We start from the raw sequence: 16,511 nt of genomic DNA, 5'->3' as shown, positions 1-16,511 counted from the left end.
AGCACAAAAGAGCTGAAAATCTATCTCTGCGCTTCGGCGGTAACCCTAGCAAAATTCTGCTTGAGGCAGTTTTTAGCCTTCGATCGCCACTACCCCTTCCACTTTCCTTTCAACCGCGACCTTACCTGCTTCATCCTGACGCTGCATGGAAGCATAGAGACGATTCAACGCATTCACATATGCCTGCGCGGATGCCACAATGATGTCGGTGTTGGCGGCGTGCCCGGAGAAAATGCGATCGCCCTGACGGAGGCGGATGGTGACTTCGCCGATCGCGTCGATGCCAGCGGTGACGGATTGCACGGAGAACTCGATCAGTTCGTTGGGCACATTCACCACGCGGTTGATGGCTTTGTAGACGGCATCGACTGGTCCCGTTCCCGTAGCAGCATCGGTGAGTTCCTGGCCATCGGGCGTGCGGATGGCGATCGTCGCGGTGGGATGGGCGCGATCGCCGCAGGACACCTGCACCAGTTCCAGACGGAACAAGTCGGGAGCCTGTTGGATTTCGTCGTTGACGATCGCTTCCAGATCCCAATCCGTCACGTCTTTCTTTTTGTCTGCCAGTTCCTTGAAGCGGACGAAGGCTTTGTTGAGTTCTTGGTCAGCGAGGTCAAAGCCCAACTCTTTGAGGCGCGATCGAAAGGCGTTGCGTCCCGACAGTTTGCCCAGCACAATCTGGTTATCCGTGAGACCAATAGATTGAGCATCCATAATTTCATAGGTCAACCGATTTTTGAGCACCCCGTCCTGATGAATGCCCGATTCGTGAGCAAAGGCATTGGCACCGACGATCGCTTTGTTCGGCTGCACCAGCATTCCCGTCAGGTTCGATACCAAGCGTGAGGACTTGTAAATTTGGCGCGTATCAATATTAGTCAGCGGTGCTTCGGACTCGACGGGACGACCCAAGAAGGGGTTAAAGTACTGTCGTCGGACGTGTAGCGCCATGACCAGCTCTTCCAGTGCTGCATTCCCTGCTCGTTCGCCAATGCCGTTGATAGTGCATTCGAGCTGTCGCGCACCGTTCTTCACCGCTTCCAGGAAGTTGGCAACCGCCAGCCCCAAATCGTTGTGACCATGAACGGAAATGATGGCTCGATCGATATTCGACACATTCTCTTTAATGCCCCGAATCAACGCGCCAAATTCCGCAGGAGTGGTGTAGCCCACCGTATCGGGAATGTTGACAGTTGTAGCACCTGCCGCGATCGCCCGTTCTAGCACTTGATAGAGAAATTCTGGGTCAGAGCGCCCTGCATCTTCGGGCGAAAATTCGACATCATCCACAAACGATTTAGCGTAAGCAACCATTTCACCCGCGATCGACAGCACTTCCGCCCGCGATTTCTTCAGCTTGTACTGCAAGTGAATATCCGATGTAGCGATAAATGTGTGAATGCGCGAGTGAACCGCAGGCTTCAACGCTTCTGCTGCGGCTTTGATGTCATTTTGCGTCGTCCGTGCTAAGCCACAAATGCGGGGGCCACCTTCAACACCCACGACTTCGGCAATTTTCTGGACAGCCTCAAAGTCTCCAGGGCTGGAGTAAGGGAATCCTGCTTCAATCACATCCACACCCAGCCGCGCAAGTTGGCGGGCGATCGTCAGCTTTTCATCAATGTTAAGCGAAGCACCGGGAGCCTGCTCACCATCCCGCAGGGTGGTATCGAAAATAATGACGCGATCGTGACTGGGTTGAGGCTGTGTTTCCATAAGTAGAGATTCCTGCTGTCATGCAAGCGACAATATCACCATTCTAGAGGGTGAAGGCGCATTTCGCACTTCAACTTGTAGTATTACGTATTTCAAGCAGCCGCCCGGAGAGTCAACGTTCAGAGAAGCAAGCAAAACCAAGCTCGCAGGTCAAACGTCTCCACGTCCTCTTGCGCCACTCCCCTCACTGCCCTAATAGTCTGCTTTTTCAATTTCTTTACGAATAGCGTTCAAATCAATATAGCGATCGGTGACGTTACGAAGTTCGCGGGCAATCATGCCTTCGGTAGAAACAACCGTAATGTGTGTATTTTTGGAACGTAGGAGTTCGATCGCGCGTTCAAAATCGCCATCGCCGCTAAAAAGAATCACTCGATTGTATTGTTCAACGGTATTGAACATATCCACCACAATTTCAATGTCCAGGTTTGCTTTTTGCGAATAACGCCCAGAATTATCGTCGTAGTATTCTTTGAGAATTTTGGTTCTTACCGTATAGCCCAAACTGATCAAAGCATCTCTAAAGCCTCGCTGATCTTGAGGATCTTTGAGACCTGTGTACCAAAAAGCGTTGATTAAGTTTACGTCTGGATCATGGGTAAAGTACTCTAATACTCGCTTTGGATCGAAAAACCAGCCATTTTTTTGTTGGGCATAGAACATATTGTTCCCGTCCACAAAAATAGAAAGACGACTCGTTGCATAAGCCATAGAAACTAAAGACCTAAAATTTGTAGAAAATAAATGTAATTGTAACAACTCATTTTAGAGTCGTTAATCCAGAATCACGACAGTCACCAAGTAATGACTTAACGAACATACGCCAGGAAAATCCAATCAGAGGTTGTTCACCAGCGTTCGTAAGACCTTACTCTGTAAGTCTTCTAAGCAAGACTTTTGCTATTAACAGCTTGCATCAGGTAAAAGCATCCTCCTGAGGGAGGATTTATCTGTCCAGAACATCTATAAGTCGTGCGGTTATGGTTCACCATAAAAACATTAATTGAGCAGTTAAATAGCATTCTTTAGCGGTCAAATTTAGTGAGAATCCACGCAATATTTCTACAATCGTAAGATAAGAGCATAGAATTTAAGACTGTTGAATCTCCTTAATTATTGCAAAAAACTTCAGACTCTGCCCCCATGAACTCACCTAGAGCGATAGCATCGCGGCATCAAGACCAAACGGTTCTCTATAACGAGAGATCGATATTAACCGAGTTGAGCCGTTCAGTCACCATCAAGGGGCTGTTCTGCCGCATCGGTTAGTGCCGTGCTCCAATCTGTTTGAGGCTCAGCAGCACGAGGGGTCACAGGTAGAAGTATGGGATAGCCTGGTGAAGACGGCACTAGCTCTAACTGCCTGGTTTGAGTGTGAGCAGGCTGATTTTGGCGGCGGCGAGACACGTTTTCTTCATTGGTATCTTCTGCCACCACTTCGTAAAGTATTGCCAGTTTGTCAGGCGTTTTGCCCTTGCGCAGCACTCGCCCCAATCGCTGAATATGTTCGCGGGTAGACCCTGTACCCGAAAGCACGATCGCGACACTCGCATCAGGTACATCCACCCCTTCGTTCAGCACTCGTGATGCAACCAATGCCCGATATTCACCCGCTTTAAATTTAGCCAGAATATCATGCCGCTCTTTGACGCCTGTCTGGTGCGTGATGGCAGGAATCAAAAATGCTTGGGAAATGCGGTATACCGTTGCGTTGTCATCCGTAAAAATGAGCGTGCGATCGGGATAATGGGCGGCTAGTAAATCTGCCAGAACGCGCAGTTTGCCTTCTGTCCCAAAGGCGATCGCCCGTGCTTCACGATGGGCTAACATCGCTCGTCGTCCTGCTTTAGAACGAGCACTTGCCTGCACAAACCGCTGCCACCCTTGTACAGAACCGAGGAAAATTTTGGCCTCTTGCAAGAACTGATTTCGCACCTGCATCAACTCGTCGTAGCGATCGCGCTCTTGCTCCGACAGACGCACCCGCATTTGGACTGCTTTGTGTTTGGCAAGCGCCGTACCCGACAGTTCCTCAGCACTTTTGCGGTACACTTCCGCGCCAATGAGGGTGTAGAGATCTTCGTGTTTGCCGTCGGTGCGATCGGGCGTAGCAGTCAGGCCCAGACGGTAAGGAGCGATCGCGTATTCAGCAATCACCCGATTGAAATCGCTGGGTAAATGATGGCACTCATCAAAAATCAGCAAAGCATACTGATTGCCTAGCGTTTCCGCATGAATGGCAGCACTGTCATAAGTCGAGACGAGAATAGGCGATCGATCTCTCGAACCACCCCCCAGTAAGCCAATTTCGACATCCGGAAAGGCCGCAATCAGATGAGCGTACCATTGATGCATCAAATCCAACGTCGGCACCATAATCAGCGTGCTGCGTTTGGTTGCTTGCATTGCCATTTGCGCCAAATAAGTTTTACCAGCCGCCGTCGGTAGGACGACTAAACCCATCCGCCCTGCGCCAACCCAAGCCGCTAAGGCTTCCTGCTGATGCAGGTAAGGCTCCATTTCTAGCTTGGGGATGAGTGCAAGCTCACGAAACGCGCTTGCACGATCGTCTAACTCCGTTCCCGCTGCCCGTAATGCCAGCACAAGCTTGCGATACTGCATCGCCGGAATGCGAAACCGCTCCACGCGATCGTCCCACGTGGCAAAATCCATCCACTCTTTGCCGCGTGGCGGTGGATGCAGAATGAGCGTGCCGCGATCGTAAGATAGCGTAGGAGTCCGAGCCATAAGTGATTCTATTTGAGCATCGGGATCAATCTCTATCCCTGTCAGCGATTCGTCTTGTGTACCTGCAATAGTAGCGGTTTCGATAGAGAATTGGATAAGAGAAGTAGGACTTACGCAAAAGCGATCATCTTTCGCCCCCTAGCCCCCAATGCTGGGGGAACCGAGCCAATTAAAGCCCCCAGCATTGGGGGTTTGGGGGCAAATGCGTAAGTCCTAAGAAGGTAAAAGGATGAAGGCTAAAGGCTAAAAATGCAGTCAGAAGTCAGGAGTCAGTCTCCGGTTTCAGTCAGCAATCTCCAGTTTCTAGCTCTGCGACTGATCACTGTTTACTGGCAACTGTTGAGAACTCAGAATTCAAAACTCAGAACTCAAAGTTCTTTCCTACTTCCTTAACCTCTCTGCTTTCCCTCCCGTCTAACCACTAACAACCAACAACCCTTCTACATGGCTTTTTCTACTCAACCCACCATTGGTGTGGCGATCGTCGGTACAGGTTTTGGGCAAAAAGTACATATTCCTGGCTTTCGGGCACATCCTCGAACAAAAATTGTTGCCGTGTACCATCGCGATCGCGCTAAAGCAGACACGATCGCTCAGCAATACCAGATTCCGTATGCCTGCGAGACGATCAAAGACGTTATCGCTCTGCCGGATGTCCAGGGTGTCAGCATTTCTACGCCACCGTTTCTGCATTATGAGCAGGCAAAAACAGTTCTAAGCGGCAGAAAACATCTGCTGCTAGAAAAACCAACAACGCTTGCAGCTAGTGAAGCGATCGCCTTGCAGCAGCTAGCTACCGCGAATGGCGTTGTGGCAAATCTCAATTTTGAGTTTCGCTGCATTCCAGCATGGTTACGACTGGCAGAACTGTTGGCAGAAGGCTATGTTGGTAAGCTGCGACTGATTAAAGTGGATTGGTTAGTGCCAAGTCGTGCTGATGCCTCGCGTCCCTGGAACTGGTATGCGCGGAAGGATCAGGGGGGTGGTGCATTGAGCGCGATCGGCTCCCATGCCTTTGACTACATTGCCTGGCTATTTGGCCCTATTAAGCAACTTTGCGCGCGTCTGAGTGTTTCCGTACCAGAACGTCCCGATCTCGCCAGTGGTCAACTTAAGCCTGTTGATGCAGATGACATTTGCATGATTCTGCTGGAACTGGCGGATGGTACACCCTGCCAACTATGCTTGAGTGCTGCTACCTATCAGGGACGGGGACATTGGGTTGAGGTGTATGGTGATCGCGGTACGCTTGTTCTCGGCAGCGATAACCAAAAAGATTACGTTCACGGCTTTAAGCTCTGGGGTAGCCATTTGGGTGAACCACTGAAGGAGCTAGACATCCCCAGACATCTGGAGTTTCCTGAAACGTTTCAAGATGGTCGCATTGCGCCGTTTGTCCGTATTGTCGATCGCTGGGTGCAGGGTATTGACGCTGGACAGGCGATCGCGCCTTCCTTGCAGGAGGGACTCTATGCTCAGCGCTTGATGGATCTGGCGCACGAGTCCAATGAGAATGGACGATGGGTGAAGGTAGAGCAAGCCGTTATCGGTTGTAGTTAGAACGCACGAGAAGACAGACGGTAGAGGGTAATTGCTGTCTGCTAACCGCTGAAGCTGCTCAAACTCAATCATTCCCTCATAAATCTGCGACGAACGGTTCTTGCAATTTACTTTGACTTCACAAAACCTGGATTAGACTAAGTCCAGCGTTTAAGGAATCTTCAGCAGGCAATCACGTATGTCACAGAGTCAAGCAACAATCCTGGTTACTGGCGGGGCTGGCTATATCGGCTCCCACGCAGTCTTGGCACTTCAACAGGCAGGTTACCACGTCATTGTGCTAGACAATCTAGTGTATGGGCATCGAGATATCGCCGAGACAGTTCTAAACGTTGAGCTGATCGAAGGTGATACGAACGATCGTCCCCTGTTAGACAAACTGTTTGCCACCCACAATATTGGTGCGGTCATGCACTTTGCAGCGTATGCCTATGTAGGCGAATCCGTTACAGACCCTGCGAAGTACTACCAAAACAACTTTGTTGGTACCCTCACGTTGCTAGAGGCCATGCTGGCAGCAAATGTGAAGCACTTCGTCTTTTCCTCTACCTGTGCGACTTATGGTGTACCGCAGATAATCCCCATTCCTGAAGACCATCCTCAAAATCCCATTAATCCCTACGGCGCAACAAAGCTGATGGTCGAGCGAGTGCTCACTGATTTTGACAAAGCCTATGACTTTAAATCGGTCTGCTTTCGCTACTTCAATGCGGCAGGAGCTGATCCAGACGGACGCTTGGGTGAAGATCACTCGCCCGAAACCCACTTGATTCCGCTCGTCTTGCAAGCCGCATTAGGACTACGCGACTCGATCGCCATCTTCGGCACGGACTATCCCACCCCTGATGGCACTTGCATCCGCGACTATATTCATGTCACAGACCTTGCACAGGCACACGTTCTAGGACTGTCATACCTGCTGAACGGTGGTAACACAACGATTTTCAACCTGGGCAACGGGAATGGCTTTTCGGTGCGCGAAGTCATTGAGATGGCACGGCAGGTGACAGGACGCGAGATTCCCGCGATCGAGCATCCTCGTCGCCCCGGTGATCCTCCTGCGCTGGTGGGCAGTGGCGATCGTGCTCGTACTGTTTTAGGCTGGAACCCACAGTACGCCGATTTGCACACTCTGCTCTCCCACGCCTGGAGCTGGCATCAAAAGCGTCACGCTCAGTGAATTAGCTATCAGCTATCAGCCGTCAGCTTCCTTCTAACAACTAAAAACCAACAACCAACAACTTCTTCATCCCTCATCCCTCACCACTGCGGATCGGTATGAAGCAACGCTTCGGCGGCCTCTGCTACTAGCGGCTTAGAGAAAAAGTAGCCCTGTCCATACTCACATTTGAGTCCGCGCAGGCTGGCAAGTTGCTCGGCAGTTTCAACCCCTTCTGCCACAATATCCATATTCAAGTTGTGACCCAAAATGATGATGGTCTGGACAATTTGAGCATCTTCGCTTTCATCGCCCATACGGCTCACAAAGGAGCGATCGACCTTAATGGTGTTTGTGGGGAAGCGGTGCAGGTAGCTCAATGACGAATAGCCCGTGCCAAAGTCATCAATGCTCAGTTGCAGATGAAGGGCTTTCAGCCGCTGAAGGAGGGCGATCGTAGACTCTACGTCCGTCATCGCCATACTTTCGGTAATTTCTAGCTTTAAGCTGTGTCCATCCAACTCTGTTTCTTGCAGCGTGCGTTCAATCTGCTCAACCAAATCTGGTTGCGAAAATTGCTTTCCTGACAAGTTGACACTCACCAATAGGGGTTGCTCTCTGGGAAACTTCTCCTGCCAGAGGCGCAATTGTCGGCAGGCTTCGTAAGTAATCCACTGCCCCATAGGGATAATCAAATCCGTTTCTTCTGCCACTGGAATGAAATCGTTGGGTGGTACCAAGCCGCGCTCCGGGTGCTGCCAGCGTACCAAAGCTTCAAAGCCAGCAATCCTACCAGTTTGTAATGACACCAGCGGTTGGTAATGGAGCCGAAATTCTTGCCGTTCGACGGCACGACGCAGGTCTGTCTCAAGCTGGAGCCGCGTCATTACCTGCACTCGCATACCTGTAACAAACACCTCATGGCGCGCTTTCCCTGACGCCTTGGCGCGGTGCATCGCTGTGTGGGCATCCCGCAGAATGTCTTCAGGTTCGTATTCTGAGTCAGAGCGACCCAACACAATACCAATGCTGGCAGTACTAAAGACCTCTTGTCCATTGAGCGTAATCGGCAACGTCATCTGCTGTTGTAGCCGATCGGCAAGCTCCGTAATTTCAGCCGTGTCTCGAATGTGGTGCCGCAAAATGGCAAACTCATCACCGCCTACTCGTGCAATGTGATCGGTCGATCGCAGACAAGCCTTAAGACGAGCGGTGGTCGCTACTAGAAGCTGATCACCCAGACGGTGCCCAAAACTATCATTAATCGCTTTGAAGCTATCTAAGCCGACAAAAAGAACCGCGATCGAGGGTGCCTCTGATGGTGGCTCTGCATTCGAGCAAGGTGGCTGCCGTCTGATGACCCATTGGAGGCGCTTCATCAACAAAGCTCGGTTGGGCAAGCCGGTGAGTGCATCGTGAAATGCATCATGCAACAGCCGATACACCACAACTCCCGCCGTAGCCAAAATCAGAGCGATCGCGGCTGGCACAATAGGCACCCATCCCCCTTGCAGCATCAAGCCAAAGCAGATGCAGCCCAACCCAACGCCTGCAAGAACAATCATGCCCACTAGCGAGCCGGGATGACGGAATCGCCATGCCAGTCCCCCACCGACAATAGACCATAGCCCTATCCATAGGATCTCACTCGGTTCAGGCCAGTACCACGGCAAGGCATTCCCATCTAACACCTGACCCAGAATTTGACTCACCATTTGAGCGTGAATCAAAACTCCTGGCGTTTTCGGGTTTTGCTGAGCTGCTGATAAATTGTAAGGCGTTAAAAATAAATCTTTGCCGCTAGGAGCTGTGGTACCAATCAGTACAAGCTTGTCTTTTACCCATTCTGGCTGAAGCTCACCCTTCAGGACTTGCGTGAGCGTCACCTGTCGAGCCACGTTTTTAGCAGAGCGGTAGTTAAGCAACACCTGATAGCCCCGATCGTCAAGTGCACGATAGCCGCCCGCACTTGGGTCGAGTACTGGAAATGCTGCGTTGCCGATTTGTAGAGCGTTTGTGCCAACGCGGAAGGGAAGCTGTTTATCCGCCAAGTATTGCAGGCTTAGGCGGAGAGCAAATGAGTAGAGTTTTTCCTTATTTGAGGTGGCAAACAGTAGATTGCGTCGTACGACCGCATCGGGGTCAATCACAAAATCGCTAAAACTGACGCGATCGACAGGCACCCCAAAGGGTGGCGGCACACTACTATTATCTGCATCACCCAGAAGCATGACAGTCGTCACGTTGCTAGAGCGCAACTCCTTCAGCAGCAACCCATGACCTGGCTCTTGTGGTACGTCACGATAAATGTCTAGACCGATCGCTTTAGGTTGATACTGGTTTAACTTCGCCAGCAGTTCTGCAACAACCTGATCGGATATGGGCCAACGGTTTTGCGATCGAATATCGTCTTCAGTAATCGCAACAATAAGCAAGCGGGAATCGGCACCAGTATCAGGGCGCAGCCGCACCATCTGGTCAAAGGCCAATAGCTCTAACGATTGCAGTCCACCTGCCTGACGCACGCCTAACACTAAGCCAGTCGCCAGAACACCAGAAAGGAACGCAGGATGCTTGAAAGCCCACGTTAAACAGCGGCGACCATTTCTGACTATCCCTTTGGGGTTAAAGCGGAAATCCGTCATGTCAACAGCAAGTATTGAGGTTGGGGCAGAACGTGAAACGGTAGAGCAGGGTGACACCATGAACGGCGTTTGGAGTAACCATTCCACCGACAGTAACCCTTAAAAGCAAACTGATGATTCAGGGAATATGCGGCCAACGGCCAACCACTGCCTCTGGTGCCTTTCAGGCTGTCACCTAACCAATGGCTGTCAGCTTATGATCTTTGTCAATGGCACGATCGCATTATGAGGTGCAGTGCTTGAAGCTTAACTCATACAGGAGCAATCACCCCGATCTACTGTTGCCCAAAAACAGCGTTGAGCTGCGGTCGATCGACCATGATTTAGATGTCGCTTGCGTCATGTAGCGTGACCATCCGTGCAGCCTAAGAGTGGTTTGTTGATATTAAACAGAAATGCTTGCCAAACCAAAAGATGGCTCTCCTGTGAGACAGTGCTATGAACCGTTGCTTCACCCTTTTTAATTTCACCCTCTTTCAATAGTACCCATCCCCACCCAAGACCCCACAGCCAATTACTGTCACTAAATGTAATTGTAGAAGTCTGCCATTAATGATTTGATAGTTATAGAGATTTATAAGCCCACTAGCAGAAGTCGTCAGGCTACCAGTCAGAGCGCTGAAAACTTCTACCAAAAGTGACGTGTACTCACCCAGCCAGGTGAGTCAGAGGGATGATGTAGAGCCTTTGAGATTATCGTAATCTGATCTCAAGCTCCGGAATCGATGTTTATGGCCGTGTATTTACCGAAGCTGATCTATCCTTCCCGTTATGTTGGGAATGGAATTTATAAGTCTTCTTTTTCAGTTCACTGTTTCAGTCTCAGAGGAGAAACGCGATGCGAAACCAACTCGTCCACGCACTCTCGCCGTGGTTCTCTCAGCTAAGTCGCTCTCGTCACCTTTTAGCAGGATTATCGCTCACCGTTGGCTTGCTCGGTGCTGGTTTGTTGCCCGCGATCGCTCGTACAGAAGCAGCACCTAAGTCAGCCTTACCCGATGGAGTTTACCTTTACGGGCAATCGGCGCAGCCCGAACAGATTGGTCAAGGCTATTTCGTGTTTGAATCTAAGCAAGGCAACGTGGTTGGAGCATTATACATGCCACGATCGTCCTTCGATTGCACCTCTGGTAAGTTTGAGGGTGAGCAACTAGCGCTAACGGTGGTGAATAGTTACGATCGCACTACAAACCCATTTGAAATTGCGTTAGAGAAGACTTCTAACGTTGCTACAGAAGGCAATCCTGCTTTTCAAGCCATCGGTCTAGAAGGATTCCAGCGGATCAACAAGCTTAGCGAAAACGACCACCGCATTTTGAACGTCTGCAAGGCCGACTTGCAAAAGCAGAGCAACCAGAAACAGGCAAAGAGATAAGTTGAGTTGAGCATTCAGGAGCCAGAAACCAGGAGGCAAAGCAGCATTTCCAACACTGGCTCCTGACATCCCGTACCGAGTTTCAAACGTTGTTGGTTCATAGGTTTAGGGATTCACTGGAACATAACATCCCACTGCTCATCCACCCTCTACTTATCCACCCCCTTCAACCTGGGATTTTATTGGTTACTAGTTCCCTTACATTCCGCTAAGGTCACGCTCAACCACGATAATATTTTCAGTCACTTTTTCAAACGTGTCGTCATGACTGATGACAAAAAGTTGGCGGAGCGTTTTAAGGTTGGCGATCGCTTCTGCAAGGTGATCGCGGCGAGGTTTATCCATGTTGGTAGTCGGCTCATCAAAGAACGCAACATCAATATCCGCTAGCACTTTGAGTAGCGCTAGGCGAACGGCCAAAGCTGCACACATTTGTTCGCCACCAGAGAGGTTGATAAACCGTCGCGGCTGTGCGCCTTCTTGAACGAGAATTTCATATTCACGCGTCCATGTCAGACCCACATTGGGGCGATTTAGCAGTTCACGAAAGAGCCGATCGGCTTCGTGAGAAACGTTTTGGACGTAACGTTCGGTAATCCGAGGGCCAGCTTTCTTATAGGCATCGCGGGCAAACTTGACAAAGCGTTGATTTTTTCGCTTCTGTTCTAGGGATGCTTGAGCTTGCGATCGCTTGGTCTGGGTCATTTCCAGCTTGGTCAACTGCTGGTTGAGTGCATCTAAATATTTGAGCTTGTCGGGCAAACTGGCGTTTAGCGCAATGCTGCGTTCTTTAGTCTGCTGGTAGGCTGTTTGCACTGTTTGAAAGTGAACCGCATCAAAGGTAGCTTGCAGGCGATCGCGTTCGTCGCTAACAGTCTTTGTGCGTTGCTCTAGAGTTTGCAGTTGGGCGATCGCATCTTGTAACTGTTGGTGCCGCTCTCGCCGACTATTGGCTAATTTTTGATGCTCTAAATATTCCTGATGGGCTGCTCGATGCTGTTCTCGTAAGGTTTGCTGAGTTTGCAACGCTTCGACTAGCTCTGCAAAAGCTGTAAGTTGTTGATCGAGCGCCGCGATCGCTTGCTGATCGGTTGCAAACGATGCTTGTAAAGCCTGAATGTTTGTTTGCAGCTCAGGCTCTCGCTGAAGTTCCTGCTGCCATAAGCGACTCCGGCCACGGGGATCGCCCAGCATCTCTAGATCTTGAGCCAACCGCGTCTGTTGCTTCTGTAAAAACGGTTCTGCGGTTAACTGGGTGTGTAGCTCAGTCAGGCTTGCTTGAAGCGCAATGACCTCTTCAGCCCGTTCGGTTCGATCGTTTACAAGACGCTCCAAGCTGGAAAATTCAAGCTGTTGCTGTCGTGCCCGTTGTAGATCCACCTGAATCTGCTGAAGTTGCTTTTCCAACCGCGCTTCAGAGGTTTGCTCAGCCAAATCTTTAAGAATCAACTGGAGGGCAGCCAACTGCTGCTGTTGCCAGTTAGCCCCACTTTGAAGGGTTGCCAGCGCCAACGCTAATGGTTCGCTCCACAGGGGAACCGTTCGCTGAAGGTCTTTGAGCGTTGCCTGGGCTTGTTCGGCTTGGAGAAGGTAGCGATCACCCGCTTCCTGAGACTGTTCTAGCAGTTGCCTCAAATCGGCCTCAAACTGAGCCGCTGCTGCAATGCGACTAAGCTGCTGCTGATAGCGCTGCTGCTGCTGCTCTAGAGCGGGAATTTGGTGCACGAATGATTCTAGCGATCGCAGTCGAAGGATACCCTGGTCAAGTTGCGTCATCCGCGTTTGGGACTGAATCAGCCGCTTTTCTTGCTCTTTGACCATGCGTTGCCAGTTCACACAGTTTTGCAGTTCCTGGTTGAGTGCCTGTAAGGATTGCTCAAGCTGCTGTTGTTGTTCGATCAGCGGCTCCAACTGCACCAGGTCTGTTTTGGTCTGCTGGAGACGATCGAGTTGATGTGTAAGGGTTGCCAGCTTCGTTTGGCGATCGCGCCGTTGCTCAAGGCTGTACTGTCGCTTTTGCTGAAGTTCACGTTCCGATCGCTGCTGCTGCTCTAATTCCTTCAAGGCTTCTTCTGCTCGCTTAAACGCTTGAAACGCTTCACGATTCGTTGTGCAAATAGCGACTGCCTGTTCAGCGTCTTGCACATCAACCTGCAAACGCTCCGTTAAAGCAGTCTGAGTTTGAATGTGAGCTGTGAGCTTTTCTAACTGACTGTCCAACTGCTGTATCTGCATTGCTTGCGTGCTGAGTTGCTCAAGCTCATGCTGTAATTGCGTCAGGCTAGTCTGCGCCTGCTGAAGCTCTGCCTGCACTTGCTCGATCGTCTGGTGCTGCTCTTGCTGCTGTTGCCGCAGCGGTTCCAGTTGCTCTAAGTTTTCGCTGTAATAAGCAATCTCCTGCTCCAGGCTCTCTACCTGGTTTCTGGCGTACTTTTCCAGTTCGCCTAATTTCTTCCAGCTTTGTTGGTATTCTTCAACTTTTAGAATCTTGTCAAAAATCGGCTTGCGCTTCTCTTTGGTGAGCAAGAAATCGACTGTAAAGGTACCCTGCGGGACGCCGATCGTGCTGGAAAAGAGTTGGCTCAGATCCGTTCCAGGTGCAACGCCCAAATGCTCACGCAGCCAGGGCATGATTTCTTCTTTAATGCGAGTGTAGGGTAAGCGTTGATCAAGCTGAGGATCATAAAGCGTGTAGCTTTTGCTAGTGCAGCGCTGAACCTCGTAGGTGCGGTCATCGCGACTAGAGACAAAGGCAACCCGTACCTGCGCACTGGCAGCCCCGTTGCGAATCAAGTCCTCTTTGTTGTAATCGCCAGCGTAGTCAAACAAAGTCCAGGCGATCGCTTCCAGGATGCTCGTTTTCCCAGCACCATTCTCGCCACAGATGGCGTTGGTTCCTGGTTGAAAGGTGAAGTGGCGATCGCTATGCGATTTAAAGTTCTTGAGGCTAACCGAGAGAATTTCCATAATCAGTGCGTTCAGTTAGCGACGAGGCGTTGACAGAGCTTTTTACTTAGAAGCATCTTTTGCAGAAGCAACGCATCCGAACAATTGTACTATCTATTCTATAGAAGAATAACGTAACTTCTGCTAAGAAGCGTATTGTAGTCGTTACATACTACTAGTTTCACGCCGTCAGCCTCTGCGTTAACGCTTACGCAAAGGCTGAAAAGATTAACGAAACAATGCGATCGGCCTGTCGAAATCGCGTGCATTGATACTTTCACGGCTCTCCAAATTCATGTAGTCTACAATGCAAAATTTAGAAATACTCAACTGTTGGTACTTGCCTGGTTGATGAATGTATTGTGTTCGTTGATCGCCCTTTACCCGCTTAAGCTAAAGACGGCGATCGTTGAGTATAATCGGCGCACTGGAGCGATCGATTAAAGACTATGACCAGTTGGAATGAACCGTTAGAACCCAGTTTTCAGCAAGCACTTGCCAGCCTTGCCTCCTTTATCGAGCAGGGTTTCAGCCAGCAGAACCAAAAATTAGATGTATTGACTGATCAGATCGGGCATTTCACTGAAGGGCTGACAGAGTTAAGGATGGAAGCCCAAGAGCGAACAGCGCAAATGCAGCAACAGACCGCCCAAATGCAGCAACAGACCGCCCAAATGAGTCACATTACGGATGGACTGGCAGAGTTAAAGACTTTAGTGCAAGAGCAGTCAGCCACAGCGAAGCAGCAAGCACAAGCCGCAAAGCAGCAGGCAGATACGGTGAAGATCCTGGCTGAAAGTGTGGCAAATCTGGTGGCTTTAGCAAGCCAGAAAAGTCAAGCGTAAAGGCGATCGCAACCGCGATCGTCCACCCTTCAAAACTCAATGCCTGCCTGTGCTTTTACGCCCTGTTCGCGGAAGGGATGTTTGACCAGCGTCATTTCGGTTACAAGGTCAGCACGCTCGCACAATTCCTTCGGTGCACCTCTCCCAGTTAAGATGACGTGAGAATCAACGGGCTTTTGCTCCAATCCTATTAACACTTGCTCAACGCTCAGGTAGCCAAGCTTGAGCGCAATATTGACCTCATCCAGCAAGACAAGTTTAAAGTTGGGATCTTGGATGAACGTGAGTGCCTTTGACCATGCTTCCTGAGCTTTTTGGGTATCGCGATCGCGGTCTTGGGTTTCCCAGGTGAAGCCTTCGCCCATCGCGTGAAATTCCAGTTGTTCACCCCAGTGGCTGAAAGCAGCTTTCTCTGCGGGTTCCCAGGCTCCTTTGATAAACTGAACGATCGCCACCCTGTAGCCATGACCTAGCGATCGCAGCACCATCCCTAACGCAGCGGTAGTCTTGCCCTTACCGTTGCCCGTATTGACAATGACCAACCCTTTTTCGGCCACCATGCCAGCGAGTCGTTGCTCCTGCACATCCTTACGCCATTCCATTTTTTGGCGGTGCTGCTCGGCAGTGAGGGAGGAGAGGCGCTTAGACTGAGCGCGATCGAAAAGCTGATGATCGGGGGGCAACGTTGTCACAATGAACTCTTTGCATCATTGTAATCATTCTACTGCGACTGTTCACCGACTACTGACCGCTTTACCCTTATTGCACTCATCCCACCTGACCAACGAATGCACGTCTTTGATGTTGCCTACACTACAGTCCGCGACAAATGATGAAAAAATCATCCCTTTGGTGAAGAACCGTTGAAACATTAGTGCTAGATTAATGGTGCTAGTGTTTGAAGGTTGTGTAAAAGCATTGAAACTTCCTTCCTTGACCGGGTATCCCTGGAGACCGCTCTGGTACCTGGAGATGAAATTGAAGCGGAAGCGGCAATGCGATCCCGCGCTATCCTGGGTTGATCGCTGTGAAGCGCCCAGTATGAGCTGACCGACCTGTAACTATAAGGTTCACGCGCTGTAGAGATTGGCTTAAATCATTCCTTAGTGAGTCATTTTTCTTCTCTGCGGTATGTGAACTGGGTCGGTCAAGTTCTCTATAGGAGAATTTTTGAACTAAATGCAGGATGAGTTTTTGTGCGTTGCTGCCTGTTTGCAGCAAGTCAGCGAGGTGTACAAAGCTTTGATCGCAGAGACGATGCACGATCGCCAGGTTGAGTGCACGATCGTCATCTAACGATCGTCATCTAACTGTCGTCGTCTAAATCCAGATGCCTTTGCGCTTGCATGACGTGGGTAAAGGCGCGATCGCAACCCGTCTGGGCGCACAAATTAAATCGCACAGATATCAGGTTTTCTACTTTGCCCTCTTAGTCGGGAAACCTGGAGATGAGTGTGCTGAGTTGCAGCCTGCCATTGTCCGCCCTGCTTTTTGAACAGCCCCATTTGGGGTTGCCC

At 50.4% G+C, this 16,511-nt stretch carries 11 protein-coding genes; 5 read left to right on the top strand and 6 right to left on the bottom strand.

Annotated features, from left to right (window positions below):
- Positions 1 to 72: 72 nt before the first annotated feature.
- From AC5JLP_RS04515 to AC5JLP_RS04505, 3 genes are all read right to left on the bottom strand, one after another.
- The gene (locus AC5JLP_RS04515) at positions 73 to 1,716 is read right to left on the bottom strand and encodes a 2-isopropylmalate synthase (RefSeq protein ID WP_496066715.1); all 1,644 of its coding nucleotides are present in this window, start codon (positions 1,714 to 1,716) and stop codon (positions 73 to 75) included.
- Between the two features lie 192 nt (positions 1,717 to 1,908).
- Complete coding sequence (gene labA / locus AC5JLP_RS04510; RefSeq protein ID WP_496066714.1) at positions 1,909 to 2,427, bottom strand: low amplitude/bright protein LabA; 519 nt, start codon at positions 2,425 to 2,427, stop codon at positions 1,909 to 1,911.
- 519 nt (positions 2,428 to 2,946) lie between these two features.
- Positions 2,947 to 4,464, bottom strand: a complete 1,518-nt coding sequence (locus AC5JLP_RS04505; protein ID WP_496066713.1) for a DEAD/DEAH box helicase family protein — start codon at positions 4,462 to 4,464, stop codon at positions 2,947 to 2,949.
- A 444-nt stretch (positions 4,465 to 4,908) separates the two neighbouring features.
- Here AC5JLP_RS04505 and AC5JLP_RS04500 point away from each other — a divergent pair, with 444 nt between their 5' ends.
- Positions 4,909 to 6,024 (top strand): Gfo/Idh/MocA family protein, encoded by a 1,116-nt coding sequence (locus AC5JLP_RS04500; RefSeq protein WP_496066712.1) that lies wholly within the window; start codon positions 4,909 to 4,911, stop codon positions 6,022 to 6,024.
- 178 nt (positions 6,025 to 6,202) lie between these two features.
- Entirely contained in the window at positions 6,203 to 7,204 is a 1,002-nt protein-coding gene (galE, locus tag AC5JLP_RS04495; protein WP_496066711.1) for a UDP-glucose 4-epimerase GalE, read from the top strand.
- An 80-nt stretch (positions 7,205 to 7,284) separates the two neighbouring features.
- On the opposite strand, the gene AC5JLP_RS04490 is transcribed toward galE, so the two are convergent.
- Positions 7,285 to 9,828 (bottom strand): EAL domain-containing protein, encoded by a 2,544-nt coding sequence (locus tag AC5JLP_RS04490; RefSeq protein ID WP_496066710.1) that lies wholly within the window; start codon positions 9,826 to 9,828, stop codon positions 7,285 to 7,287.
- An 838-nt stretch (positions 9,829 to 10,666) separates the two neighbouring features.
- Between AC5JLP_RS04490 and AC5JLP_RS04485 the strand changes: the two genes are divergently transcribed.
- Positions 10,667 to 11,203 carry a hypothetical protein gene (locus AC5JLP_RS04485; RefSeq protein ID WP_496066709.1) on the top strand — a complete coding sequence of 179 codons (537 nt, stop codon included), beginning with the start codon at positions 10,667 to 10,669 and terminating at the stop codon, positions 11,201 to 11,203.
- A 198-nt stretch (positions 11,204 to 11,401) separates the two neighbouring features.
- Here AC5JLP_RS04485 and AC5JLP_RS04480 read toward each other — a convergent pair whose 3' ends face one another.
- Positions 11,402 to 14,170 (bottom strand): AAA family ATPase, encoded by a 2,769-nt coding sequence (locus tag AC5JLP_RS04480; protein WP_496066708.1) that lies wholly within the window; start codon positions 14,168 to 14,170, stop codon positions 11,402 to 11,404.
- A 428-nt stretch (positions 14,171 to 14,598) separates the two neighbouring features.
- Here AC5JLP_RS04480 and AC5JLP_RS04475 point away from each other — a divergent pair, with 428 nt between their 5' ends.
- Complete coding sequence (locus AC5JLP_RS04475; RefSeq protein ID WP_496066707.1) at positions 14,599 to 14,994, top strand: hypothetical protein; 396 nt, start codon at positions 14,599 to 14,601, stop codon at positions 14,992 to 14,994.
- A 29-nt stretch (positions 14,995 to 15,023) separates the two neighbouring features.
- Here the strand turns inward: AC5JLP_RS04475 and cobO are convergent, their stop codons facing one another.
- A complete protein-coding gene (cobO, locus tag AC5JLP_RS04470) occupies positions 15,024 to 15,686 on the bottom strand; it encodes a cob(I)yrinic acid a,c-diamide adenosyltransferase (protein ID WP_496066706.1) in 663 nt (220 codons plus the stop codon).
- 638 nt (positions 15,687 to 16,324) lie between these two features.
- On the opposite strand from cobO, the gene AC5JLP_RS04465 reads away from it, so the two are divergent.
- Positions 16,325 to 16,489, top strand: a complete 165-nt coding sequence (locus AC5JLP_RS04465) for a hypothetical protein (protein WP_496066705.1) — start codon at positions 16,325 to 16,327, stop codon at positions 16,487 to 16,489.
- Positions 16,490 to 16,511: the final 22 nt, after the last annotated feature.

It is taken from the genome of Stenomitos rutilans (assembly GCF_059505485.1).
This window is presented reverse-complemented; position numbering and strand designations above follow the sequence as displayed.

Excerpts from the sequence above, each read along its gene's own strand:
- labA (WP_496066714.1), bottom strand. The coding sequence starts at position 2,427 with ATGGCTTATGCAACGAGTCGTCTTTCTATTTTTGTGGACGGGAACAAT.
- AC5JLP_RS04475 (WP_496066707.1), top strand. The coding sequence starts at position 14,599 with ATGACCAGTTGGAATGAACCGTTAGAACCCAGTTTTCAGCAAGCACTT.
- AC5JLP_RS04465 (WP_496066705.1), top strand. The coding sequence starts at position 16,325 with ATGCCTTTGCGCTTGCATGACGTGGGTAAAGGCGCGATCGCAACCCGT.
- galE (WP_496066711.1), top strand. The coding sequence starts at position 6,203 with ATGTCACAGAGTCAAGCAACAATCCTGGTTACTGGCGGGGCTGGCTAT.
- AC5JLP_RS04480 (WP_496066708.1), bottom strand. The coding sequence starts at position 14,170 with ATGGAAATTCTCTCGGTTAGCCTCAAGAACTTTAAATCGCATAGCGAT.
- AC5JLP_RS04485 (WP_496066709.1), top strand. The coding sequence starts at position 10,667 with ATGCGAAACCAACTCGTCCACGCACTCTCGCCGTGGTTCTCTCAGCTA.
- AC5JLP_RS04500 (WP_496066712.1), top strand. The coding sequence starts at position 4,909 with ATGGCTTTTTCTACTCAACCCACCATTGGTGTGGCGATCGTCGGTACA.
- AC5JLP_RS04515 (WP_496066715.1), bottom strand. The coding sequence starts at position 1,716 with ATGGAAACACAGCCTCAACCCAGTCACGATCGCGTCATTATTTTCGAT.
- AC5JLP_RS04490 (WP_496066710.1), bottom strand. The coding sequence starts at position 9,828 with ATGACGGATTTCCGCTTTAACCCCAAAGGGATAGTCAGAAATGGTCGC.
- AC5JLP_RS04505 (WP_496066713.1), bottom strand. The coding sequence starts at position 4,464 with ATGGCTCGGACTCCTACGCTATCTTACGATCGCGGCACGCTCATTCTG.